General features: G+C 53.9%; 22 protein-coding genes and 4 pseudogenes. 12 read left to right on the top strand and 14 right to left on the bottom strand.

Going from position 1 to position 23873, the window contains the following annotated elements; genetic code table 11:
* Positions 1-44: 44 nt before the first annotated feature.
* On the bottom strand, positions 45-473 hold the full coding sequence (locus tag NP77_RS00490; RefSeq protein WP_039658638.1) for an organic hydroperoxide resistance protein: 429 nt from the start codon (positions 471-473) through the stop codon (positions 45-47).
* Between the two features lie 95 nt (positions 474-568).
* Complete coding sequence (locus NP77_RS00495; RefSeq protein WP_003848049.1) at positions 569-1033, bottom strand: MarR family winged helix-turn-helix transcriptional regulator; 465 nt, start codon at positions 1031-1033, stop codon at positions 569-571.
* A 62-nt stretch (positions 1034-1095) separates the two neighbouring features.
* On the opposite strand from NP77_RS00495, the gene NP77_RS00500 reads away from it, so the two are divergent.
* Complete coding sequence (locus tag NP77_RS00500; RefSeq protein WP_008926412.1) at positions 1096-1692, top strand: HD domain-containing protein; 597 nt, start codon at positions 1096-1098, stop codon at positions 1690-1692.
* A gap of 38 nt (positions 1693-1730) precedes the next feature.
* Here NP77_RS00500 and NP77_RS00505 read toward each other — a convergent pair whose 3' ends face one another.
* Positions 1731-2027 carry an HTH-type transcriptional regulator gene (locus tag NP77_RS00505; protein WP_003848045.1) on the bottom strand — a complete coding sequence of 99 codons (297 nt, stop codon included), beginning with the start codon at positions 2025-2027 and terminating at the stop codon, positions 1731-1733.
* A 736-nt stretch (positions 2028-2763) separates the two neighbouring features.
* Here NP77_RS00505 and NP77_RS00510 point away from each other — a divergent pair.
* From NP77_RS00510 to NP77_RS00535, 6 genes are all read left to right on the top strand, one after another.
* Positions 2764-4362, top strand: coding sequence for a gamma-glutamyltransferase family protein (locus tag NP77_RS00510; RefSeq protein WP_039658639.1), 1599 nt, complete (start codon positions 2764-2766; stop codon positions 4360-4362).
* Between the two features lie 226 nt (positions 4363-4588).
* Positions 4589-5305 carry a DUF3053 domain-containing protein gene (locus NP77_RS00515; RefSeq protein ID WP_008926411.1) on the top strand — a complete coding sequence of 239 codons (717 nt, stop codon included), beginning with the start codon at positions 4589-4591 and terminating at the stop codon, positions 5303-5305.
* Positions 5306-5737: 432 nt separating this feature from the next.
* Positions 5738-7672: a PTS mannitol transporter subunit IICBA gene (locus tag NP77_RS00520; protein WP_003848039.1), complete on the top strand. Its 1935-nt coding sequence runs from the start codon at positions 5738-5740 to the stop codon at positions 7670-7672.
* A 95-nt stretch (positions 7673-7767) separates the two neighbouring features.
* Positions 7768-8916, top strand: coding sequence for a mannitol-1-phosphate 5-dehydrogenase (gene mtlD / locus NP77_RS00525; protein ID WP_003848038.1), 1149 nt, complete (start codon positions 7768-7770; stop codon positions 8914-8916).
* A gap of 64 nt (positions 8917-8980) precedes the next feature.
* Complete coding sequence (gene mtlR / locus NP77_RS00530; protein ID WP_181162247.1) at positions 8981-9526, top strand: mannitol operon repressor MtlR; 546 nt, start codon at positions 8981-8983, stop codon at positions 9524-9526.
* 103 nt (positions 9527-9629) lie between these two features.
* Positions 9630-9992, top strand: a complete 363-nt coding sequence (locus NP77_RS00535) for a YibL family ribosome-associated protein (RefSeq protein ID WP_008926409.1) — start codon at positions 9630-9632, stop codon at positions 9990-9992.
* A 9-nt stretch (positions 9993-10001) separates the two neighbouring features.
* Here NP77_RS00535 and NP77_RS00540 read toward each other — a convergent pair whose 3' ends face one another.
* From NP77_RS00540 to NP77_RS00550, 3 genes are all read right to left on the bottom strand, one after another.
* A complete protein-coding gene (locus tag NP77_RS00540) occupies positions 10002-10970 on the bottom strand; it encodes a VirK/YbjX family protein (RefSeq protein WP_039658640.1) in 969 nt (322 codons plus the stop codon).
* A 201-nt stretch (positions 10971-11171) separates the two neighbouring features.
* Positions 11172-11789: a superoxide dismutase [Mn] gene (gene sodA, locus NP77_RS00545; RefSeq protein ID WP_008926407.1), complete on the bottom strand. Its 618-nt coding sequence runs from the start codon at positions 11787-11789 to the stop codon at positions 11172-11174.
* Between the two features lie 282 nt (positions 11790-12071).
* The gene (locus tag NP77_RS00550) at positions 12072-13412 is read right to left on the bottom strand and encodes an aspartate aminotransferase family protein (RefSeq protein ID WP_039658641.1); all 1341 of its coding nucleotides are present in this window, start codon (positions 13410-13412) and stop codon (positions 12072-12074) included.
* A gap of 207 nt (positions 13413-13619) precedes the next feature.
* Between NP77_RS00550 and NP77_RS00555 the strand changes: the two genes are divergently transcribed.
* Positions 13620-14396: a DeoR/GlpR family DNA-binding transcription regulator gene (locus NP77_RS00555; protein WP_003849703.1), complete on the top strand. Its 777-nt coding sequence runs from the start codon at positions 13620-13622 to the stop codon at positions 14394-14396.
* Here NP77_RS00555 and fdhD read toward each other — a convergent pair.
* A complete protein-coding gene (gene fdhD / locus NP77_RS00560; protein WP_039658642.1) occupies positions 14393-15217 on the bottom strand; it encodes a formate dehydrogenase accessory sulfurtransferase FdhD in 825 nt (274 codons plus the stop codon). The two genes, NP77_RS00555 and fdhD, sit on opposite strands and share 4 nt — an antisense overlap.
* A gap of 286 nt (positions 15218-15503) precedes the next feature.
* On the opposite strand from fdhD, the pseudogene NP77_RS00565 reads away from it, so the two are divergent.
* The 3 genes and pseudogenes from NP77_RS00565 to NP77_RS00575 form a co-directional block, all read left to right on the top strand.
* Positions 15504-15881, top strand: a pseudogene (locus tag NP77_RS00565) (formate dehydrogenase cytochrome b556 subunit); the annotation flags it as partial.
* Positions 15881-16804, top strand: coding sequence for a formate dehydrogenase accessory protein FdhE (fdhE, locus tag NP77_RS00570; RefSeq protein ID WP_003849696.1), 924 nt, complete (start codon positions 15881-15883; stop codon positions 16802-16804). The pseudogene NP77_RS00565 and the gene fdhE, both read left to right, overlap by 1 nt.
* Before the next feature lie 21 nt (positions 16805-16825).
* Positions 16826-17437 carry a glutathione S-transferase gene (locus NP77_RS00575; protein WP_003849694.1) on the top strand — a complete coding sequence of 204 codons (612 nt, stop codon included), beginning with the start codon at positions 16826-16828 and terminating at the stop codon, positions 17435-17437.
* A 136-nt stretch (positions 17438-17573) separates the two neighbouring features.
* Here NP77_RS00575 and NP77_RS00580 read toward each other — a convergent pair whose 3' ends face one another.
* Together NP77_RS00580 and NP77_RS00585 are read right to left on the bottom strand one after the other, a co-directional pair.
* Positions 17574-17873, bottom strand: a complete 300-nt coding sequence (locus tag NP77_RS00580) for a type II toxin-antitoxin system RelE/ParE family toxin (protein WP_039658643.1) — start codon at positions 17871-17873, stop codon at positions 17574-17576.
* The gene (locus NP77_RS00585) at positions 17870-18154 is read right to left on the bottom strand and encodes a damage-inducible protein J (RefSeq protein ID WP_033743358.1); all 285 of its coding nucleotides are present in this window, start codon (positions 18152-18154) and stop codon (positions 17870-17872) included. Before NP77_RS00585 ends, NP77_RS00580 begins: the two co-directional genes overlap by 4 nt.
* Before the next feature lie 369 nt (positions 18155-18523).
* Here NP77_RS00585 and NP77_RS22700 point away from each other — a divergent pair.
* Positions 18524-18732: pseudogene (locus NP77_RS22700) on the top strand (SymE family type I addiction module toxin).
* Positions 18733-19317: 585 nt separating this feature from the next.
* On the opposite strand, the pseudogene NP77_RS24025 reads toward NP77_RS22700, so the two are convergent.
* The 5 genes and pseudogenes from NP77_RS24025 to glyQ all read right to left on the bottom strand — a co-directional run.
* Positions 19318-19439, bottom strand: a pseudogene (locus NP77_RS24025) (hemagglutinin); the annotation flags it as partial.
* A gap of 37 nt (positions 19440-19476) precedes the next feature.
* Positions 19477-19938, bottom strand: coding sequence for a hypothetical protein (locus NP77_RS00590; RefSeq protein ID WP_033761724.1), 462 nt, complete (start codon positions 19936-19938; stop codon positions 19477-19479).
* A pseudogene (locus tag NP77_RS00595) lies at positions 19925-20632 on the bottom strand (polymorphic toxin type 25 domain-containing protein); the annotation flags it as partial. The gene NP77_RS00590 and the pseudogene NP77_RS00595, both read right to left, overlap by 14 nt.
* A gap of 99 nt (positions 20633-20731) precedes the next feature.
* On the bottom strand, positions 20732-22801 hold the full coding sequence (glyS, locus tag NP77_RS00600; protein WP_039658644.1) for a glycine--tRNA ligase subunit beta: 2070 nt from the start codon (positions 22799-22801) through the stop codon (positions 20732-20734).
* A gap of 9 nt (positions 22802-22810) precedes the next feature.
* A complete protein-coding gene (glyQ, locus tag NP77_RS00605; protein WP_003849680.1) occupies positions 22811-23722 on the bottom strand; it encodes a glycine--tRNA ligase subunit alpha in 912 nt (303 codons plus the stop codon).
* Positions 23723-23873 lie beyond the last annotated feature (151 nt).

Genomic DNA, 23873 nt, shown 5'->3' on the forward strand with positions numbered 1-23873 from the left:
AACAGGCAAAAGTGCGGGCCTGATAATTCAGGCCCGCAGCATGCTTAGCGAATGATGTTCAGCGTCACGTCGATGTTGTTGCGAGTGGCGTTTGAGTAAGGACACACGATGTGTGCCGCATCCACCAGCTTCTGCGCTTCTGCTTCATCCATTCCCGGCAGGTGAATATTCAGCGTCGCTTCGATGCCAAAGCCGTTGGGGATCGGGCCGATACCTACTTCACCTTCAATCCACGCATCTTTTGGCATCGCGATTTTGTCGCGACCCGCAACAAACTTCATCGCACCGATGAAGCAGGCAGAATAGCCCGCCGCAAACAGCTGCTCAGGGTTGGTCACTTCGCCGCCTGCACCGCCCATCTCTTTTGGCACGCCCAGTTTAACGTCCAGTACACCGTCAGAAGAGGTTGCACGACCATCACGACCACCGGTAGCTTTGGCTTTGGCGCAGTAAACCACTTGTTCTAAAGACATGACATTTCTCCGTTACACTATTTAATCGCCTGCTACTTATTTAACCGTAATCAGGCGGTGAGGTTCAACGGGTGCAATGCACCCGTCGGCAATATTTATCGTGACTGAATCAGGTTATCACGCAATCCATCAAGCTGTAATTTCAGCGCCAGCAGGGCATCATCGTCACAGGCAGTGGCACATTTAACCGCTTCAGGAATGGCTTCAGCCTTAACGCGCAGCGCACGGCCAGCCTCGGTCAGTGTTACTGCAACCTGCCGTTCATCCTGACGGGTACGCTGCCGGTTAATCAGACCCGCGCTTTCCAGTCGCTTCAGCAGTGGCGTTAATGTTGCCGAGTCTAAAAAAAGCTGCTCGCCAATCTCTGACACCGTAACATCATCTTTCTGCCACAACACCAGCATCACCAGATATTGTGGATAGGTAATGTCGAGCTGGCTCAGCAACTGGCGATACACTTTATTCATTGCCAGATTGGCAGAATAAAGCGCAAAGCAGAGTTGCTGATCGACCAACAGTGGCATCGTTTTCACTTTTTTGTCATCTTGATCACAGTTCATGGTGTTCAATATATATAGCGCGCTAGATAATTGCAAGCAAACTTTTAGTCAGGGGTAAAAGCATGCTGGATTCACTGGAAGAACAGGCGCGTCGATTCGCCACCGAGGCACATGCCAGTGCCGGTCAGCGCCGCAAATATACCGATGAGCCTTATATTGTTCATCCGGCCGCGGTGGTGGAACTGGTGCGCAGCGTCAGCCATGACGAGGCATTGTTAGCGGCAGCCTGGCTGCACGATACCGTAGAAGATACCTCCACGACCCAGAGCGATATCGAAGCCCACTTTGGCGCGCGCGTGGCCAGCCTGGTGGAGATGCTGACCGATAGCGCACCGGCTACGGCGAAAAATCGGGCGGCCCGGAAGCTTGCGCACTTTCGCCATACGGCCAGCGCCAGTCCTGAGGCCCAGACTATCAAGCTGGCGGACATCATCGACAATACCCGCGCGATTGTACGTTTTGATCCTGACTTTGCGCGGGTCTACCTGGTGGAAAAGCAGATACAGATTGCGTTGCTGAAGCAGGGCGATGCACAGTTGTGGCAGCAGGCTTCGACGATCATAGAAAGCGGGCTTGCCCGGTTGCGGGAGCCGCCCTACAGCGTGCCGGAGAGCTGGTTTGTCAAACAGGCCGCTAAATACAGCATAAAACACGCATAAAAAAACCCGCCAGCGGCGGGTGTTTTCATGATGCCTGATTATTCAAGCAACTGGCGTCCCAGATAGGGATTGGCCTGTAATAACTTCATCAGTTTCTGCGCCGTCGCGGATGGACGGGTACGCCGGGCTTCCCAGCTTTTCACGGAAGATACGCTCACGCCCATCACTTTAGCAAACTCATCAACCTGCATGCCGGTCATTTCGCGCAGACGCTGTGGCTCTGGCTGGGCGGGTTGCTGACGCTGAATAAGTAACTCGGCGGCGCGATCATCACGTGTCAAAACAATCTGCTCAAGGCTGCTGAGCAATTCAAACATCGGGTCTTTTAATTCCATAGAGAACTCCTTAAAAACTCACTATGAAGCACGTGAAAGTAGAGAGGTACGAGCCTGAAGTCAGGACTCTGAAACCGGGCCTGTTCAGGCTGGATCCCGCAAGGGTTTGTTTTTGTTATGAGAAAAACCATTACGGGACACAGCCTGCGGTGCACTGCTTATAAAGGTGTCAGAACAATGCAACAAATGCCGGGAGACTAAGTATGGATAGAGACCTGACTATTTGCCGCGCAATTTATAATTATTTTTTTAACTAACGTGTGCCGAAAACGCTCCAGCGCTTCTAACCTGCTGAGGCGGTTGATTTTTGCGCCTGCACAGCGGGCAAAAAAATCAAATGGTGTTTGCTATTTATGTGGATGCCATCAAGCTTTTGGCGGGCACATTCTCATTTCTGTGAGGCATTACACCTCTTCAGGTAGTGATTGCAAAATATACGCCAATGGTTTACTTCATGAACACTTATATTCACAGTTCTGATTAATTTAAGAATAGTCCTGGTTTGCCCCTGAGCCCTGGCGCGCGGCGGCTCACAGCGACGTGCGGAGAAATCTTTTATTCTGAACGCCGCCATATCGTCAGCGAAATCAACAGTCACTCTAACGAAACGGCAGATGCCTCATGCCGGTGCAGTCACCGGTCCTTAATCGCGCTGATGCGCGCTAAAAGTGCAGCCTTGTGATTGCGCACTCATGACGGGTAAAAAGAGACCTGCCACCTGAAAGGATGAAGAGCGATGCGTGAAACAGATTTTGACGTCGGATACCCTTCTCATCGAGTACCGATGATGGGACGCAATGCCGTGGCGACCTCACAACCGCTGGCGGCGCAGGCGGGCTTACGGATGCTGCATCAGGGCGGAAATGCTGTAGATGCCGCTGTCGCTACCGCCATCGCCTTAACTGTGCTGGAGCCAACCGGAAACGGCATCGGCAGCGATGCGTTTGCCATTGTCTGGGACGGCAGCGAGCTGCATGGATTAAACGCCTCAGGCCGTTCGCCCGCCGCGTGGCATCCTGAGCGCTTCGCCGGTTTGAGTGCAATGCCAGAAACCGGCTGGGAGTCCGTTACCGTCCCGGGTGCCGTCTCGGCGTGGGTCACGCTGGCGCAGCGCTTCGGGACCCTACCGCTGACCACACTGGCGCAACCCGCAATTGACTATGCGCGCAACGGTTTTCCGGTATCACCGCTGATTGGTCAGCTGTGGCAGCGAGGCTATGACAAGCTGCGGGATCAGCCTGGCTTCATCGACTGCTTTGCGCCGCAGGGCCGTCCACCCCGTGCGGGCGAGTTATTCCGCAATCCGGCTCAGGCCCGGACCCTGCAGACGATCGCTGAGACACAGGGTGAAAGTTTTTATCGCGGTGCACTGGCGCAGAAGATGACAGCCTTTGCCCGTGAACATGGCGCGGCGCTGACGCTGGACGATTTGAAAAACCATCGCGCCGACTGGGTTACCCTGCTGTCACATCCGTTTGCCGGGGGATCGGTGCAGGAGTTGCCGCCTAACGGTCAGGGCATTGCGACATTGATTGCGCTCGGCATTCTGGAAGCGTGGGAGATCAACCGTTATGCGCCTGATTCGCCGCAGTGGCTGCATCTTTCCATTGAGGCGATGAAACTGGCACTGGTTGATCTGGAGCGTTATGTCACCGATGAAGATCATCTCGAGTTCCCGGCAGCGTTACTGCTGAGTAAAGAGTATATCCGCCAGCGGGCAGCGTTGATTGATCCTGACAAAGCGGGAGACTTCCGCTTTGGATCACCGCAGCAGAGCGGCACGGTGTATGTTGCGACGGCTGATGCCAGCGGTATGATGGTCTCATTCATTCAGTCTAACTACATGGGCTTTGGCTCCGGCGTGGTGGTGCCCGACACCGGCATCAGCCTGCAGAACCGTGGGGCGGGCTTTTCACTCGATCCAGACCATCCTAACGTGGTGGCAGGCGGTAAGCGCCCTTTTCACACCATCATCCCGGCCTTTGCGCTGGATGAGCAGGGTCAGCCGCTGATGGCGTTTGGTGTGATGGGTGGCCCGATGCAGGCGCAGGGTCATGTCCAGCTGGCGCTGCGAATTATGCTGCACCGCCAGAATCCGCAGGCTGCGATTGATGCGCCGCGCTGGCGGGTGGTACAGGGACGCGAGGTGGTGTTTGAATCGACACTCGATCGCAATACCCTGAGCACGCTGCGCCGCATGGGGCACAATGTGGTACTGGAAGATCCCCTGAGCAATTACAACTTTGGTGGCGCGCAGGCGATAGTGCGCGATCCGCAGGGTTTCTATATTGCAGCCAGCGAGAGTCGCAAAGATGGTCAGGCGGTGGTGTTTTAAGGCTGCAGCCGTGATCGCCATACCGCTAAACTGACGTTCAGGTTAACGCATGATGGCAGGAAACGTATCGCGCTCTGACGTGCGGGCGATCCCGTTGTATCACCGGCGTTTAAGAAAGCCTCTGCTTCACAGGCGGTTTCACATTGTGCCGTGACGGCGGTTTGTTCTATTCTTTAGGCCATTCCCACCTGGACATCAGACAGTACTACCGACAGGAGTTGACCCAATGGCTTCAGGACTTACACGCCTTATGGCACGCGGCGGCATTATGCTCGCTGGCGCGCTCATCGTGCTGCAACTCACCGCATGCGGTGACAAAGAAGGCGAGCAGCGTAAAGCATTTATTGATTTCCTCCAGAATACCGTGATGCGCAGTGGCGAGCATCTCCCTAGTCTCAGCGAAAACCAGAAGCAAAGCTTTGGCAACTTCGCCAGCGATTACGCCATCATGTACGGCTTTTCGCAGCAGGCGAACAAAGCCGTTGAACAGGGGATGCGTCCGGTGGTGGATGAACTGTCTGCCATTCGCGTTCCGCAGGATTATCTCAGCCGTCGTGATTCCCTGCGTCAGGCCACGAGCGCACTGGTCATTGTTACCCAGCAGATTGAGAGCGCAAAAATGCAGGCGGACAGCAGCAAAGCGGCCCTAAAGCAGACGGATGATCTGAAAAAAGTCTACGACACCGCCTATAACAAAGTGGTGACGGTACCCGCCAATCAGCTGATTCCGCTGCTGCCTAAACTTCAGGCGCTGAGCCAGGCTGCCGTGCAGACCGGCGAATTCCTGCAAACTCAGGGTACCCGCGTCAGCTTCAATGATGGCGGCGTGCAGTTCCCGACGCAGGATCAGGCTTCACAATACAACGCGATAATGAGCACGTTATCCGCGAATGCACAGGCGCTTCCTCAGGCACAAGCGGCCGTTCAGGGTGGCCTGCAGTAAATCTGCTTTATGGGCAGGCGTAGGTCGCCTGCCCGTCTCCACGCCTTTTCTAATCTCATCCGATAGCCTGTCGAATGAAGTGTGATCTGGCGCATTTTCGACCAAAAATAGTTTGTGATCTGAGTCACATTTATATAACAAACCCCCGCCCTTTTAGTGTGATCAAACTCACAGATAATCAGCTATCACGCGTAAAAACCAGGCAAAACAACACGTAACCGTTATAAAAATGTGATCAATGTCACGCTAATCACCCCTGCCACCACCCTTAATCAGTGATGTAGATCACACTTTTCCCACGTGCTACGCAGTGCCAAATTCGCGTGATAGAGTCCGCGTGCATACAGTAATACCACCGGCTGCGAGTCGGGGTGGCTAAACAAAAACAAACGCGCTCTCCTATTGCAGCGCGTCTCAATAAGGGGTGGGTTTATGTCCTCATCAGTGAAGGTCAAAGTACAGAGCTTTGGTCGCTTTCTGAGTAATATGGTGATGCCAAACATCGGGGCGTTCATCGCCTGGGGTATCATCACCGCGCTGTTTATTCCAACTGGCTGGATCCCGAACGAAACGCTGGCCAAACTGGTTGGCCCAATGATCACCTACCTGCTGCCACTGCTGATCGGTTTTACCGGTGGGCGTCTGGTGGGCGGCGATCGTGGCGGTGTGGTCGGTGCAATTACGACAATGGGTGTGATTGTCGGTGCGGATATGCCGATGTTCCTCGGTGCAATGATTGCCGGTCCACTGGGCGGCTGGGCAATTAAGTCGTTTGACCGGGCGATTGACGGCAAAATCAAAAGCGGCTTCGAGATGCTGGTTAACAACTTCTCGGCCGGTATTATCGGGATGATTCTGGCACTGCTGGCGTTCCTGGCGATTGGTCCGCTGGTAGAAGGTCTGTCACACATTCTCGCCGCAGGCGTGAATCTGATGGTGCAGAACAACCTGCTGCCGCTGACCTCAATCTTCGTGGAACCGGCAAAAATCCTGTTCCTGAACAACGCCATCAACCACGGGATCTTCTCACCGCTGGGTATCCAGCAAGCCAGTGAGGCGGGCAAGTCGATCTTCTTCCTGATCGAAGCCAACCCGGGTCCGGGTATGGGCGTGCTGATGGCCTACATGTTCTTTGGTCGTGGTAGTGCTAAACAGTCTGCAGGCGGTGCGGCAATTATCCACTTCCTTGGCGGCATCCATGAGATCTACTTCCCGTATGTGCTGATGGCGCCTCGCCTGCTGCTGGCGGTCATCCTGGGAGGCATGACGGGTGTCTTCACACTGACCGTGCTGAACGGTGGCCTGGTCTCGCCTGCTTCACCGGGTTCAATCCTGGCGGTGCTGGCGATGACACCAAAGGGTGCCTACTTTGCGAACATCGCTGCCATTGCTGCCGCTTTCGCCGTCTCCTTCGTAGTTTCCGCTATCCTGCTGAAAACCAGCAAGGTTAAAGAAGATGACGATATCGAAGCCGCGACTCAGCGCATGCATGAGATGAAAGCGCAGTCGAAAGGCCAGAGCGTGGCGGGTGCACCCGTCGCCAGCGATGCGATGAGCGTCGAGCTGCATCACGTGCGCAAAATTATCGTCGCCTGTGATGCCGGTATGGGCTCAAGCGCCATGGGTGCAGGTGTTCTGCGTAAGAAAGTGCAGGATGCAGGTCTGAGCAATGTGTCGGTGACGAATACCGCGATCAATGCCCTGCCAGGCGATGTCGATCTGGTGATTACCCATCGTGATCTGACCGAGCGTGCTATTCGCCAGGCTCCGCATGCGCAGCACATCTCGCTGAATAACTTCCTCGACAGTGCGCTCTACAGCACGCTGACCGAACGTCTGGTTGCCGCTAATCGCAGCGACGTGCATCGTCAAACGGTCACCACTGCGCTCTCTGACAGTTACGATGAAGGCAACGCACACCTGTTTAAACTGGGTGCAGATAACGTCTTCCTCGGCCTGACCGCCAGCAACAAAGAACAGGCGATTCGTTTTGCTGGTGAACAGCTGGTGAAAGGCGGTTATGTAGAGCCAGAATATGTTGACGCGATGCTGGCGCGTGAAAAACTGACGCCGACCTACCTCGGTGAGTCGATTGCGGTGCCGCACGGGACCGTTGAAGCGAAAGATCGCGTGCTGAAAACTGGCGTGGTGTTCTGTCAGTATCCGGCAGGCGTCCTGTTTGGCGAAGAGCCAGATGACGTCGCGCGCCTGGTGATTGGTATTGCTGCCCGTAATAACGAGCACATTCAGGTGATTACCAGCCTGACCAATGCGCTGGATGATGACAGCGTGATTGAGAAGCTGGCGAACACCACCCGCGTGCAGGAAGTGCTGGATCTGCTGTCAGGCAAGCCTGCCGTCGCGTAATTCAGAGCAATTCTTTCCCTGGGGCGGTCATGCCCGTCCCGATTTCCTGGGGCGGGTTTGCCCGCCCCATCGTCATTTGATATGGGTCAAAAATTATGAAAGCGTTACATTTCGGAGCAGGAAACATTGGTCGCGGCTTTATCGGCAAATTACTGGCTGATGCAGGTATCGAACTGGTTTTTGCTGATGTGAATCAGACGGTGCTGGATGCACTGAACGCGCGTCATGAGTATCCCGTTCATGTGGTTGGCGAACAGGCCAAAGTGGAAACCGTTAAAGGCGTCAGTGCCGTAAACAGCACCAGCGATGAGATCATCACCCTGGTCTCTGACGTCGATCTTGTTACCACCGCCGTGGGTCCGCAGATTCTGGAGCGTATTGCCGCCAGTGTGGCAAAAGGTCTGGCAAAACGCAGCGACAACGGTAACACCCGTCCATTAAATATCATCGCCTGTGAGAATATGGTGCGCGGCACCAGCCAGCTAAAACAGCATGTGCTGAAGGCGCTGCCGGCGCAGTATCACGCCTGGCTGGAAGAGCATGTCGGCTTTGTGGATTCCGCTGTCGATCGCATCGTGCCCCCTTCTGAAGCAGGCAGCACCGATCCACTGGAAGTGACCGTTGAAACCTTCAGCGAATGGATCGTCGATCAAACCCAGTTTAAAGGTGACCTGCCAGCCATTCCTGGCATGGAACTGACCGACAATCTGATGGCCTTTGTTGAGCGTAAACTCTTCACCCTGAACACCGGTCACGCCATTACCGCCTACCTCGGCCAGCTGGCGGGTCACCAGACCATTCGTGACGCCATCCTTGATGAAAAAATCCGGGCCGTAGTGAAAGGCGCAATGGAAGAGAGTGGCGCGGTACTGATTAAACGTTACGGTTTTGACGCGGAAAAACATGCGGCCTATATCCAGAAAATTCTGGGTCGTTTTGAAAATCCTTATCTGAAAGATGATGTTGAGCGCGTAGGCCGTCAGCCGCTGCGTAAACTCAGCGCGGGCGATCGCCTGATTAAGCCCACGCTGGGCACACTGGAGTATGGTTTACCGCACGCCAGCCTGGTGCAGGGTATTGCTGCTGCCATGCACTATCACAGCGATCAGGACCCGCAGGCACAGGAACTGGCCGCGCTGCTGGCAGAAAAAGGCCCGCAGGCTACGCTGGCTGAGATTTCAGGACTGGATGCCGACAGCGAAGTGGTGGCTTCTGTGGTGAGCGCCTGGCACGCTATGGCATAATGCGCACGTGTTAGTGACGCAAGCCGGGCGCAGTTCGCCTGCGCCCAACGGCGGTATTGAACCCATGCAGGCAATAATGGAAGAGAAGCAGGCTTTTGAGAACCGGGTGCTTGAGCGCCTGAACGCCGGTCGTTCGGTGAGAAGCTTTCTGATCGCCGCCGTTGAGCTATTGGCTGAAGCCGTCAATCTGCTGGTGCTGCAGGTGTTCCGCAAAGATGACTATGCGGTTAAATATGCCGTAGAACCGCTGCTGCTGGGTAATGGCCCTTTGGGCGAACTCTCGGTTCGCCTGAAGCTGATTTACGGACTTGGCGTCATCAGCCGGCACGAATATGAAGATGGTGAACTGCTGCTGGCACTGCGCGAAGAGCTGAATCACGACCACGGCGATTATCGTTTTACTGACGACGAGATTCTCGGCCCGTTTGGGGAACTGCACTGTGTCACGGCCTGGCCACCCGCGCCGGTGTTTAATACTGAAGATCCCGAGCTGCGCAGTATGCAGCAGCAGCGCTATCTGCAGATGGTGCGCTCCACCATGGTCCTGTCACTCACCGAGCTGATCGCGCGCATCAGTATGAAGCAGGCGTTTAAAAAGTCCGGTAGCTGATCCTGTCAGGCGCCATCACGGCGCCTTTTTCGTCTTAACCTGAACGGGAATATGCGCCAGATTTGGTGTATCCTTGCCCTGTTTTCCTCAACGAGTTGTTGTCATGAAAGAGCAAGAAAAGAACGAAATCAAACTTCTCAGCGATAAGCTGGACGCATTGAACCGCAAAGAACCGCAGCTACTTGAATCGGGTGATGTCGAGAAACTGGGCGCGTTGCTGAAAGAGAAAGAAGCGCTGGTCATTGAGATTGAGCGCCTGCGCGGTCAGCGGGTTGAAAAACTCAGTGCCGAAGCGCAGAAGCTGCAGAAAATGGGCTTCAGCCGCGAAATTACCAAGAAAGAGCAGGCAAATCTGGGCGCGCTGAAAAAAAGCGTGCGCGGCCTGGTGGTGGTGCATCCAATGACCGCGCTGGGACGTGAGATGGGTCTGACAGCGATGACCGGCTTCGCTAAAAGCGCATTCTGACGGAGTCGATCAGGCAGCTGCCTGATCGACATCGGCTTTGCGTTCGCAAGCGGCGGCGTACACCTGCTCCGCCAGCGCATCCAGCAGTTCATAGCGACGGCGATACTCTGCCCGCTTCTTACTGGCGATCTCCTCCAGTGTCTTGCGCGGCAGGCTCAGCGGCAGAGTAAACATCCCATCTTTGCGCGCTTCACCGCTCAGCGACAGCCAGAATTCACTGTAGCTGGCAAAGAACTTATCCCCTTTGCTATGGCGATAACGCAGACTGCGGAAGACATGTGTCTCATCACCTACCGCCAGAATATTTTCCACACCGCACTGCTTCGCAACAATAAATACCGCTTCCATTAACAGACGCTTTGGAAAGAGACCGTGAGCCGCTTTGGTCGCCTCGCGGATCATCTCATTATTGATATGTTTCCGCGGCCCCTGTAGTCCACCAATTAACAGGGTGCGCTGGCTATTTTCGTTGAGAATAGAAAATGAGAGCGACGCAATAATTTCGTCGTTATAACGCAATACCATTGTCACTTCCCCTTCCCGGTCGAAATAACCAGAGCTGCACGAGAGGATAAAGTTTTCGCCATTTTTACCGGTCAGTGTGGCCAGTGGATTATCCGTAGCGCTTTGCAACAGCTGGCGCAGCATAGGATTTTCCAGATTATTCATCAGGCTGTAATGATCAAGTATCGCCTGCGCACGTGCTGCAATGCTCATTCCTGAACGCAGATAGGGCCGGTGCAGCTTAGCGGGCAACAATCCCTGCGTGCTCATCAGCAGCGGGAGTTGCGGTAAATGCGACAACGCGTCCAGATAATGCAGCGTCGTCAGTGGCGATATTAAGGTTCTTAACACAAATTTCAGGCGGAAACGTTTACTTTTCCAGAGTTTATCCGGAACATATTTCCCGCTAATTAACTGAAAAAAAAGAGAAGCAGAGGATTCGGTCGTATTTTCCTGAGTAGTTATAATTGACATAGTCAGCGACACACAATGAGTTAAACAAGAATGTCACTGAAAATAACATAGTCAATATCAACGGCAGGTTAATGCGGAATAACATTAAAACTCATATCTGATGACTTCGGGTCCGAATCTGGAATACACAAAATAGAGATAAAAAAAACCGGCGAAATAAATTTCACCGGTTTATCTTCATTGCGTTTACGCTTTGTTAACTTACTGAGCAGCAGCGAAGCGGGCTGCCGCTTCGTCCCAGTTAACCACGTTCCAGAACGCTTTGATGTAGTCAGGACGCTTGTTCTGATACTTCAGATAGTAAGCGTGTTCCCACACATCCAGACCGATGATCGGGAAGCCAGAAACGCCGGCAACCGCTTCACCCATCAGCGGGTTATCCTGGTTTGCGGTAGAAACCACAGCCAGTTTGTCGCCTTTCTTAACCAGCCATGCCCAGCCAGAACCGAAACGGGTCGCAGCGGCTTTCTCGAACTCTTCCTGGAATTTTTCCACGCTACCGAAATCTTTCTCGATAGCCGCTTTCAGGTCACCCTGCAGCGTGGTACCGGTTTTCAGGCCTTTCCAGAACAGGCTGTGGTTAGCGTGACCGCCTGCGTTGTTACGCAGTGGGCCTTTTTTGTCTGCTGGCAGCTGATCCAGTTTGGTGATCAGCTCTTCTACCGGCAGATTAGCAAATTCAGTACCTTCCAGCGCGGCGTTAGCGTTGTTCACATAGGTCTGGTGGTGTTTGGTGTGATGGATCTCCATCGTCTGCTTGTCGAAATGCGGTTCCAGTGCGTCGTATGCGTAAGGCAGGGATGGCAGTGAATAACTCATGTTCTTCCTCTCCATTTAGTTTGAGCAGCACGACGAATTCGGGACGTGCCGCGTAAGCAGTCGAATCATTATAGTTAAATTCATGTAGCGTAAAAGGGTAATCAATGCCCTATTAACCCTAAGGATTTGCGAAAGCCGGCATTAGCAACCCGTTGTTTTTACAGTGTGCTGATGCTGGCTCTGCCTTTTCAGACGTGCCAGGCAGGGAGAGCAGCACGCTGATGCCAGGCTATCAGCCAGCACGCCTCCCGCCTGAACGCCGCGTCGGCCCTGCTCTGCGCGTTACTGACCCAGCTCGCGCAGGGCGCTGTCGAGTGCGCCAACCAGCCAGTCGATATCGCTCTCCTGGAAAGCCAGTGGTGGACGCAGTTTCAGCACATTCCCATACGGACCGGCGACCGAGGTGAGCACACGATGTTCACGAAGCTTCTCAATCAAATCCAGCGCCAGCGTTTTGTCCGGCGTTTTGCTGTGACGATCGGTGACCAGTTCAAAGCCGATAAACAGTCCGGCACCGCGCACATCCCCCACACACTCATAGCGATCCATCAGGGTTCGCAGCTCAGCCAGAAGCTTCGCGCCGACCACGCGGCTGTGTTCCTGTAATCCCTCTTCGGTAATCACGTTCAGCACCGCCTGCGCCGCCGCCATCGCGACCGGATTCCCCCCAAAGGTATTGAAGTAGGGAATCGAATCGCTGAAGGCTGCCAGCACATCACTTTTTGCCAGCAGTCCGGAAACCGGAATGCCATTGCCCATCGGCTTGCCAGTGGTAATCACATCAGGCACCACATCGTGGCGACCAAAGCCCCAGAACGCGTCGCCAGTTCGGCCAAAGCCAGGCTGAACTTCGTCGGCAATAAAAATGCCGCCGTTGGCATGCACCACCTCAATCGCTTTTTTCAGGAAGCCGCGTGGATTGGGCAGAACGCCGTCCGAGGAGAAAATCGAGTCCGCCAGGAAACCGGCAAATTTAATGCCGTGCGCCGCCATGTCATCAATCTGCTGCTGAATCTGGTCTGCGAACCAGTCACCCAGGTCGGGCGCATCCACACGGTAGGCATCTGGCGGCATCACCAGCCGCGTGGTCGGTGCCAGTGGCTGTCCACTGCCCAGTGCCGGAGACGCGCCGGAGGTCAGCTCACTGGTGCCGTGATAGGCCTCTTTACTGACGATAATTCCGGTACCGCCGCTGAACGCGCGCGCCACGCGAATCGCCAGATCGTTGGCTTCCGATCCGGTGCACATGTACATCGCGCGATCGATCGCCGCAGGTGTCGTTGCCAGCAGCGCTTCACTGTAATCCAGAATCTTTTCATGCAGGTAACGCGTGTGGGTGTTCAGCATTTTCATCTGCTGCGTCACCGCCTCAATCACGGCCGGATGGCAATGACCAATGCTCGCCACGTTGTTGTAAACGTCGAGATATTTATCGCCCGCTGCGTCCCACAGATATTGCCCTTCACCCCGCACCAGATGAACCGGTTTGCGATAGAACAGGCGATAGGATTCGCAAAGCACTTTGCTGCGTTTATCGGTCAGTTTGCGTGTGTCACTGTCGAGCGCATCGGCATGTTCAGCACGAAAACTGTTGGTATCCATAATGGTGGAACGCGTGGCCATATTGACTCCCGTTACAAGGATGAAGGAAGAAGAGCGGACTCCTGTATCATGCCTGCCTGAATTTAAAATGCAACAAAATACACAAAAGCAATAAAATACACATGACGCCGTCAAGCCGCCGCGCTAAGCTTGCTCTCTGATCCAGACAGAATCTTTCGCGTCACTGGCGTATCATCCATGCTCTTCGCGCTTTATAAGGATTTCTCTATGCTGCAGGAAACGCGCCTTCATCGCATCCGTGCCTTACTGACCCGGCTAAACCAGGTCAGTACCGAGCGCATTATCAGGGAGCTGGGGGTATCACGCGAAACCGCGCGCCGCGACATCATTGAGATGGAAGCGCTGGGTCTGGCACGCCGCGTCCACGGTGGCCTGGTGGCCATTGAAACCCAGGCTGAACCGCCGCTCACGGAACGTCGCAGCACCCAGACCCGGGAGAAACGCGCAATCGCCCGCGCCGCTGCGCAATTGCTGCAGCCCGGACAGACGCTGTTTCTTGATGCGGGCAGCACCACCACGCTGCTGGCAGAGGAGTTACACGCCCTTTCCGGCCTGACGATAGTGACCAACAGCCTGCAGGCCGCGCTGGCACTGAGCGCTGGAGAAGAAAACCAGCCGTTGAATAATCAGATTATTTTGCTGGGTGGGACGATGTCGGCGGGTGCGCAACAGACGCGCGGCGAAATCACCGTTGGCGAGATTATCCGCTACCGAGCCGATGTCGCGCTGCTGTCGCCCGTGGGTATTGACGCAGAGTGCGGTGGCAGCAGTTTTCACCCGCACGAAGCGGCTATCGCCAGAGCAATGGTGCAGCAATCCGCTGCCTGCTATCTGCTGGCCGATCACACCAAACTCGGCGTGGTCAGCCGCACGGTTTACGCGCCGCCGCAGGCGATCTCCCTGCTGATTACTGACAGTGGCGGCGACAACGGTGCCGCACTTGAGGCGTTGCAGCAGACATTGCCAGCGGTAATGGTGGTTTAACGCAGACGCTGAGGATGGCTGTAGACTGTGGCGCGGCCAGGTTTACTGAATCCAACCAGCGTCAGGTTGCAGCGCTCAGCCACCTCAACCGCCAGGCGGGTCGCCGCCGAGACCGCAAACAGGATCTCCACGCCGCACATGGCAGACTTCTGCACCATTTCATAGCTGGCGCGGCTGGAGACCAGCACCGCGCCCGGTCCCCACGCAGCCTGACTGCGATAACCCAGCAACTTATCCAGTGCCACATGGCGCCCTACATCTTCACAGCCACCCGCCAGTTGACCATCAGGCTGGATCCACGCAGCAGCATGGGTGCAGCCCGTTTTCTGTCCGACCGGCTGATAATCTTTCAGCTGGCCCAGCGCCCGATCCAGGTGGTCCAGCGCGAAGGTCTGGGTAAACGGCAGCGGAGAGAGCGGCTTGCCAATCTGGTCCAGCTGTTCAACACCGCACACGCCGCAGCCGGTCCGGCCTGCCAGCGCGCGACGCTGTTCTTTCAGCGCCATAAAGCGGCGGCTGGACAGCTCAATCTGCACCTCAATACCGTGACAGCCCGGCACAATATCCATGCCGAAAATGTCGCCAGGTGCGTCGATAATGCCCTCTGATAGCGAAAAGCCCAGCGCAAAAGCCTCCAGGTCTTTGGGCGTGGTCATCATCACCACGTGTGATATACCGTTATAGACCAGCGCCACCGGAACTTCGTCTGCCAGCCAGTCATCCTGTGCATCGGTCAGACTGGCGCGCTGCCACACCTGCGTCCTGCTAACGCCGGTTTGAATTGTTAAATCTTCGCCTGAATCAGGCTGGATAGCTTTCAAAAATATAACCTGTTGTTAAGAGATGATCTCATTCGGTGCCCGGTAATGCAGAGCATAGACGCGCCCTGATTCTGCCTTTTAGCCCCCGAGAGCGCAAATAAACAGCGAGGCAATTGATGCGGTTTCTTCAGTGAAAATAACTGTCGCCCTGCCTGCTGGCGGCCCCATGAGAAAAGGTCTTTTTCATGTGTTAACGCCGGGAAAATCTGCAAATCACTGGGGTGTTAATGCGGATGTTTTGGGGAACCCGAAACACATGCCAATCCGTCGCCTTACCCTTTAACGGGCCAGAGAGATTCATCAGATTACAGTGAATAAAGAGGCAGGAGACACCCGTAAAAAGAACTTTGGTCAGAAGAGTCTGTTCTGGACTGCTATCATCAGCTTAGTACTGCCGCCTGCCAGCGGCATTGTGATCCGGGGACCGTACTTTTCAGATGCCTTTGTCATTCCGCTGAGTCGGCTGGCACTGATTGTGCATTCTGTTTCGGCAGTGACGCTGATCATCGTGATTATGGTGCCCGCTTATGCCGCATTATGGGTCAGAGGCACACTGGCCGCGAGGGTAGAAAGCTGAATATGCTCTTAATGAGCCAGACAGCATTATCCTTGTGGATATCGTGAGCGGCGTAATTCGCCAATAAAACAGGAAAAACGCCCCTGATGAGTATTCGTATAATCCCGCAGGATCCGCTGGAGAAAGGCGAAAAAACAACGGAGGAGATGATTCCGCCGTTACTTTTTCCACGGTTGAAAAATTTATACAGCCGTCGTGCCGCGCGACTGCGCGATCTTGCGGCGAAAAATCCACTCGGCGATTATCTGCGCTTTGCGGCGGTGATCGCTGAAGCGCAGGAAATTGTGCTGTATGACCATCCTCTGCATCTCGATCTGCATGCCCGACTGACGCAGAGCGCCAGCGAGGGCAAGCCACCGCTGAACATCCATACTCTGCCGCGCGATCCACACTGGCAACGGCTGCTGCACTCGCTGATTGCTGAGCTGAAGCCGGAGATGAGCGGTCAGGCGCTGGCGGTGCTGGAGAATCTGGAGAAGGCCTCAGCCACAGAGCTGGAGACACTGGCCGGTGCGCTGTTTACCGGCGAGTATGCACAGGTGAGCAACGATAAAGCGCCCTTTATCTGGGCAGCACTCTCGCTCTACTGGGCGCAGATGGCAGCCCTGATACCCGGTAAGGCACACGCTGAAATGGGGAATCAGCGTCAGTTCTGTCCGGTCTGCGCCAGTATGCCGGTCGCCAGCATCGTTCATATGGGCAGTCATGAAAGCGCGCGTTATCTGCACTGCAATCTGTGCGAAAGTGAATGGCATGTCGTGGGCAGCAAATGTACCCAGTGCGAACAGTCCCGTGACCTGCACTACTGGTCGCTCAGCAGCGAGAAAGCAGCCGTGAAGGCGGAAAGCTGTGGCGACTGCGGCACCTATCTGAAGATGCTCTATCAGGAGAACGATCCGGCCATTGAACCGGTGGCCGATGACCTGGCGTCGCTGATACTGGATGCAAAAATGGAGCAGGAAGGCTTCGCGCGCAGCAGTCTCAATCCTTTTATGTTTCCTGGCGAATAGTCACTGAATCCGGAGAACCTGATGAAACTGATTGGCAGCTATACCAGCCCGTTTGTGCGTAAGATTTCGATTATCCTGTTGGAAAAAGGCATCACGTTTGAATTCGTTAATGCATCGCCTTACAGCGATGACAGTCACGTGCCGCACTACAATCCGCTGGGCAAAGTTCCGGCGCTGGTCGCTGACGATAAGCAAATCTGGTTCGACTCCAGCATCATCGCGGAATTTCTGGAACTGCGCGGTGAGGAGCCGGCCCTGTTGCCTGCCGATCCGCTTAAGTCGCTCAACATCCGTCAGCTGGAGAAGCTGGCAGATGGCGTCAGCGATGCTGCGCTGGTGATTGTTCGCGAGCAGATGCGTCCGGGTAATTTGCAGTCCGAAGAGGTCCTGCTGCGTAACCGTGAAAAGATTAAGCGCAGCCTCGACATGCTGGAAGCCGTGGCCGCTGAAGGAAAATGGCTGAACAACGGCCAGCTCAGTCTGGCGGATATCGCCACCGGCTGCATGATCGGCTATCTCAATTTCCGCCGCGTGGTGCCAAACTGGTGTGTCGAACGACCGGCGCTGGTGAAGCTGGCGGAAACGCTGTTTCAGCGCGAGAGCTTTGCGCGGACAACGCCGCCTGCGGCGTGATGGGTGCTGTAGCTGGCAGGTGGCTGGATTCAAAGATGCGGTTTTGGGGCTAATTGTCTAATCCAGCTCTGAAGCGCGCCGTTCTTTCTGAGGACGTCCTTATATCTGACTTTCTGAGACACAAGTAACTGGCTGACTATCTTTGATAGCGGCCTGTTATTTTTTGGGATGTATGCAGTATACGCAGAATACGAACCCCATCTGTTTCAGCCACATAGAGAATGATAAAGGGAAAGCGTGGGACTGCCAGCTTACGCTGTTTTTCTGTGCTGACTTTCGTGCCCGCCAGGGGGTTTTCGCTAAGCAGACTGGGCATACGGATAAACTTAACGTCTGTTGCACTGGCTACCCGTACGCCAGCCTCACGATACAGATAACGAAATATCGTCTCCCTGTCCGCCTGCGCCTGTTTTTCCCATTGAACGGCTGATATCACAATGTTCCCCGCGCGGCCTGCGCTTTCAGCTCTTCCATGCGGGCATTCATTTCATCGTTACTGATGAACTCACTTTCACCGGCATCATAACGACTGAACGCCGCCGTTATTTGCTCTTCCAGCCATGCATCATGTTTACCCTCCTGATATTGCCGCTCTTCAGCAGCCAGCTCTTCCGCTCGCTGACGCATAACCTCAGTCAGCGTCTTCTTCTGGCGCTCGGCTGCCCGCATGGCGAGTCGTTTAACGTCGTCATCGATTCTGAAGTGGATAGTGCTCATGGCCGGACTCTCGTGTGGTGTCATTTGTGTTGTCATCATGCCTGTCATCCCTTTCTCTGTCATCCCCATTCCACTCTTATAGTGATGCCGACAATCACCACGCTATTATGAATAAGCGGCTGATTGCAGTTGCTGAAAAGAATATTGAGAAGAAGATGTAAACGAAATGGCAAAGTGAAAAATAATTCGTTTGCCAGAGACGCCTCGCAATCTATTACTTAGCGTTCAGCAGACTTACGAAGCAGACGATATATATGTGAACAGAAGAAAACAGTAAAGGAAGAACGTAACGAGAGATTTTTAGCGCGGACTGAAGGTGGTGGAACACCAACAGCCCGCTGACCACAACTAACTGAATCGGAGTTAATTATGGCTGGAAGAGATTCTACGTCAGAACCCGCTGTACCCCAAGCACGTAAAAGCATCGTCGGTTACCGCCCCAACGGCGGCAGACCGAATCCATTACCTCAACTGACCATCAAAGGACGATGGCTGGAGCAGTGGGGATTCGTCAAGGCCAGCCAGTCAGCATTATCGCCGAACAGGGCCAACTGATTATCCGGCTGGCTAAGGAGTGATCGGCAGGTAAAAAAATCCCGGCATTTAAAGGCCGGGATTGAGTGTTTATTCAGGTGGGAATTTCTGCTTTTTTCTTTTCTTTAACCACATTTTTATACAGATTCTGATACCCAGGATAAGGCCACCGACCTATCCAGATTTAAAGAAAGATGCAAAAAAATCATTCCAACTTAACGCTGCTCACCTAATTGAATTGATTTATTAAAGAAATATTGAGCTTTAGAATCACTTAAATCCATTGGTGTTCTCAAGCCGCCTATAGCATCTTTAGGGCCAGGAACATATTTACTGTCTTCAAATAAATAAGCCAGATAAGCCGTATTCTGCTCCGCAATCGGTGTTTCCGTAATACTTCCATCCGTATTCAGCGCGCCTTCAATATTCTCCGTATGGCTTGCTACTTGCTCACCAGATCTAGCTGGCGTAACTAACGACGTCCCTTTATTTTCATCCTGAACTGGATTTACCAGTTTGCCAATGTTTTCTGTGCCTGCAAGTTGAGCACCACCAGTATTTAAATGGGCATACTAATCCTGCAACGAACTCAGATACTTCCCAATAATCTCATCGTTATCCATTATCTACAGGGTGACAAGACGCTCCAGTCATTGGAGGGCATTTTATCAGCTACATCTTTAATGGCCAGTCCGGCAGGCCCTGCTTTTACCCCGATTTCCAGCAACTGCTCTGCGACCTTTTTCCGGCAGGAATATAGTGTAGTGCAACTAATGCAAGATTACTTTTTAATTGCAAAGAACTACAATTAACCATGCTGTATAAGCCAGTCTTGATAGCCAGAGAAAAATCGAGCCAAAGGATAGATCTGTTTTTGTCAAAAAAACCTTTATGAAATAAAAGGGGCTTTTATCATCAGTAAATCCTTGGTGGAGATACTTCCCGTACAATGCAAAAAGAAAAAATGCAAGTCCTCCGGAAAAATTAGACATTAACAATAATTCATCCGCCCCCCTTCGATACTCCGCTATCGCTGCAGACATATATCCAAGAACAAGAAAAACCAATGCACAGTTTGATAAAGCATCCCGTTTAAAAAACATATAATTGAAATAAAGCATGGAGTCCTTACCTACCTTAGCGCCACCAAGATTTTTATAAACAAAAATAAAAAAACAACCACCCCATAACAATAAAAAACATAACAACATAAAGGATGAAACATTGAAAATAATATCATTCGAAATCATAGCGGTATATTTCCTTAGTGGAGTCACCGTTCATATCTATTTTTTATCATAGGAATCAATAGCAGAACCTGTAAAACCAATTCCCAGTCCAGTAGAAAACGAAACACCAATGCCATCTTTCCCGCCAGACATTTCCTACAGAACCGGGACCAAAACCGACGCTAGTTGAATAATCACGATTTAAGTCTCCAAACAATCCCGGGAAATATGGACCAAAGTCAATACCGATTGAAGCTCCAGCCTTAATACCAAATTCTTTAGTGTATCCTGTAGAAATAGAGAAGCAATCATTATTAATCTCATATCCTCTTTTCAAAGCAAGTCCCACGCCACCTGAAACTTCAACTTTTCCATTAGGTTTAACCTTATATTCAGTCCCCCAGGAAGGCCCTTCACCAATAGCAATATGATTCATCCCTTCCTGAATTTTTTCTGGTGTCAGATTATTGTCCTTGCCATACTGATTCCACGAGCCTACGGTCAGTCCGTAATCATTTGTTCCTGATGACAACATGCTGTTCCAGCCATCATTGAGCGAGTTATTCTCAATCGCATTTTCCCCCGCCTGAGCACTCGCCACAACATCCGCCGTACTGTCACCCACGACTCCACCCGCAAGTCCCGCCGCCAGCGTCCCCAGAGCGCTGATCGTCTGCCGCTGCTCTTCGCTCAGGTCGTCACGCTTAACCCCCGGATTTACGAAAAAACATACGTATACTCAGGCTATCCCGGCCCAAAAAATTCCATAAAAAAAGGGACGATTGCTCGTCCCTTTTTCGCACCGCTAATCACATTACTGCAGCAGCGAGATATCCGCGACCTGCAGGAACAGCTCTCGCAGTTTTGACAGCAGCGTCAGGCGATTGACCCGCACCGCCTGATCGTCGGCATTAACCATCACTTTATCGAAGAAGTTATCTACCGCAGTACGCAGCTGAGCCAGTTCGACCAGCGCATCCTGATAACGACCTTCCGCGAAGTAAGGCTGCAGCTTGCTGCTCAGCGCGGTAACAAAGGTCGCCAGCTGGATCTCTTCGTTCTCTTTCAGCAGCGACGCCTGCACACTCTCATTAAGCGTTTCAGTCGATTTCGCCAGAATGTTAGAGACGCGCTTGTTCGCCGCCGCCAGTGCTGAGGCTGCTTCCAGCGTACGGAAGTGCGACACCGCTTTCATGCGTGCATCAAAGTCAGCCGGACGAGTCGGACGACGCGCCAGAACGGCCTGCAGCGTGTCGATGCTGTGACCCTCTTCCTGATACCAGGTGCGGAAGCGACCCAGCATAAAGTCGATCACATCATCGACCACGCGGGCGTTGCTCAGCTTGCTGCCATACAGACGCACCGCTTCTTCAGTCAGCGTTTGCAGATCGAGCGGCAGGTTTTTCTCAACGATGATACGCAGCACGCCCAGCGCCGCACGACGCAGTGCGAACGGATCTTTGTCGCCTTTTGGATGCTGACCGATGCCAAAAATACCGGCCAGCGTATCCATTTTGTCAGCAATCGCCAGCGCACAGGCAACCGGGCTTGACGGCAGATCATCACCGGCAAAGCGCGGCTGGTACTGCTCGTTCAGCGCGACCGCCACATCTTCTGCTTCGCCGTCGTGACGCGCATAGTGCATGCCCATCACGCCCTGCGTGTCGGTGAACTCGAAGACCATGTTGGTCATCAGGTCACACTTCGACAGCAGGCCTGCGCGGGTGGCGTGATTCACATCGGCGCCAATTTCACCGGCAATCCAGCCCGCCAGAGCCTGAATGCGGTCGGTTTTATCGCGCAGCGTGCCCAGCTCTTTCTGGAACAGGACGGTTTCCAGACGCGGCAGATGATCTTCCAGACGCTTTTTGCGGTCGGTGTTAAAGAAGAACTCCGCATCGGCCAGGCGTGGACGTACCACTTTTTCGTTGCCGGAGATGATCTGGCGTGGTTCGCTGGACTCGATGTTGGTGACGAAAATGAAGTTCGGCATCAGATTGCCGTCATTGTCATACACCGGGAAATATTTCTGATCGCCTTTCATGGTGTAGACCAGCGCTTCCGCAGGCACCTTGAGGAATTTCTCTTCAAAGGTCGCGGTCAGGACCACCGGCCACTCCACCAGCGACGTCACCTCTTCCAGCAGGCTGTCACTGATATCGGCGTTGCCGCCTAAGCGACGTGCGGCTGCTTCTGCATCGGCTTTAATCATCGCTTTGCGAACCTGATAGTCTGCAATGACCTGGCCGCGTTTTTCCAGCACATCAGGGTACTGATCGGCGTTGTCGAGCGTGATTTCGCTTTCACCCATAAAACGGTGACCGCGAATAACCCGGTCTGACTTAATGCCCAGAATGGTGCCAGGGATCAGTTCATCGCCCAGCAGCATCGTCACAGTGTGAACCGGACGAACGAATTGCACATCGCTGTCGCCCCAGCGCATCAGTTTGGGCACTGGCAGCTTGCTGAGTGCGGTCGCAATCATCGCAGGGAGCAGCGCCTGAGCGGCTTCGCCTTTGACCTGAGCGCGGTAAACCAGCCATTCGCCTTTATCGGTGGCAAGGCGTTCAGCCTGATCGACAGTAATGCCGTTACCACGCGCCCAGCCTTCGGCGGCTTTGGTGGCGTTGCCATCAGCATCAAACGCTGCGGAAACAGCCGGACCGCGCTTCTCCACTTCCCGATCGGGTTGTGAGGCGCTCAGGTTTGCCACTTTCAGTGCCAGACGACGCGGTGCAGCAAACCAGCTGACCTCGCCGTGGCTCAGGTTGGCGGCATCCAGTTCAGCGGTGACCTGCGCGGCAAAGGCTTCTGCCAGGCTGCGCAGGGCTTTTGGTGGCAGCTCTTCGGTGCCGATCTCCACCAGGAAGGTTTGTTCAGTCATGGCTGCCTCTTACTTTTTGTTATTGCACATCGGGAAGCCCATTGCCTCGCGAGAGGCGTAGTAAGCTTCAGCCACGGCTTTGGTCAGGGTACGAATGCGCAGAATATAGCGCTGACGCTCTGTTACCGAGATCGCTTTGCGGGCATCCAGCAGGTTGAAGCTGTGTGCCGCTTTCAGAATGCGTTCGTAGGCGGGCAGTGGCAGCGGTTTTTCCAGCGCCAGCAGATGCTGCGCCTCTTTCTCGTACTGCTCGAAGCAGGTAAAGAGGAAATCGACGTCGGCGTATTCGAAGTTATAGGTGGATTGCTCCACTTCGTTCTGATGGAACACATCGCCGTAGGTGGTTTTGCCCAGCGGGCCGTCGCTCCAGACCAGATCGTAAACGCTGTCGACGCCCTGGATATACATCGCCAGACGCTCCAGGCCGTAGGTAATCTCGCCGGTCACCGGCTTACACTCCAGGCCGCCAACCTGCTGGAAGTAGGTGAACTGCGTCACTTCCATGCCGTTGAGCCACACTTCCCAGCCGAGTCCCCAGGCACCCAGCGTCGGGTTTTCCCAGTTATCTTCCACGAAGCGAATGTCATGCACCGTCGGATCCATACCCAGCTCTTTCAGCGAGCCGAGATAGAGCTCCTGAATGTTGTCCGGTGACGGTTTGATGATCACCTGGAACTGGTAATAGTGCTGCAGACGGTTCGGGTTTTCACCGTAGCGACCATCGGTTGGACGGCGTGATGGCTGCACGTAGGCGGCGGCGATCGGCTCCGGGCCGAGTGCGCGCAGGCAGGTCATCGGGTGTGAAGTGCCAGCGCCCACTTCCATGTCCAGCGGTTGGACAATGGTGCAGCCCTGACGCGCCCAGTAATCCTGCAAGGTCAGGATCAGCCCCTGAAAGGTTTTGGTATCAAACTTTTGCATGTTGAGTGTGCACGCGCTTCGGTTAGATTAAAAAAAGAGGCCGACAGTATACCCTTTGACCGCGCGATGTGCAGCCGTAAATCCCAGGCGCAACCGGCACGTTTTCGCAGTGATTCAGGGCGCTGGCATACAGATGCCTCTGAATCCTGTT

This window comes from Pantoea sp. MBLJ3, assembly GCF_000816655.1.
GTDB lineage: Bacteria > Pseudomonadota > Gammaproteobacteria > Enterobacterales > Enterobacteriaceae > Pantoea > Pantoea eucalypti.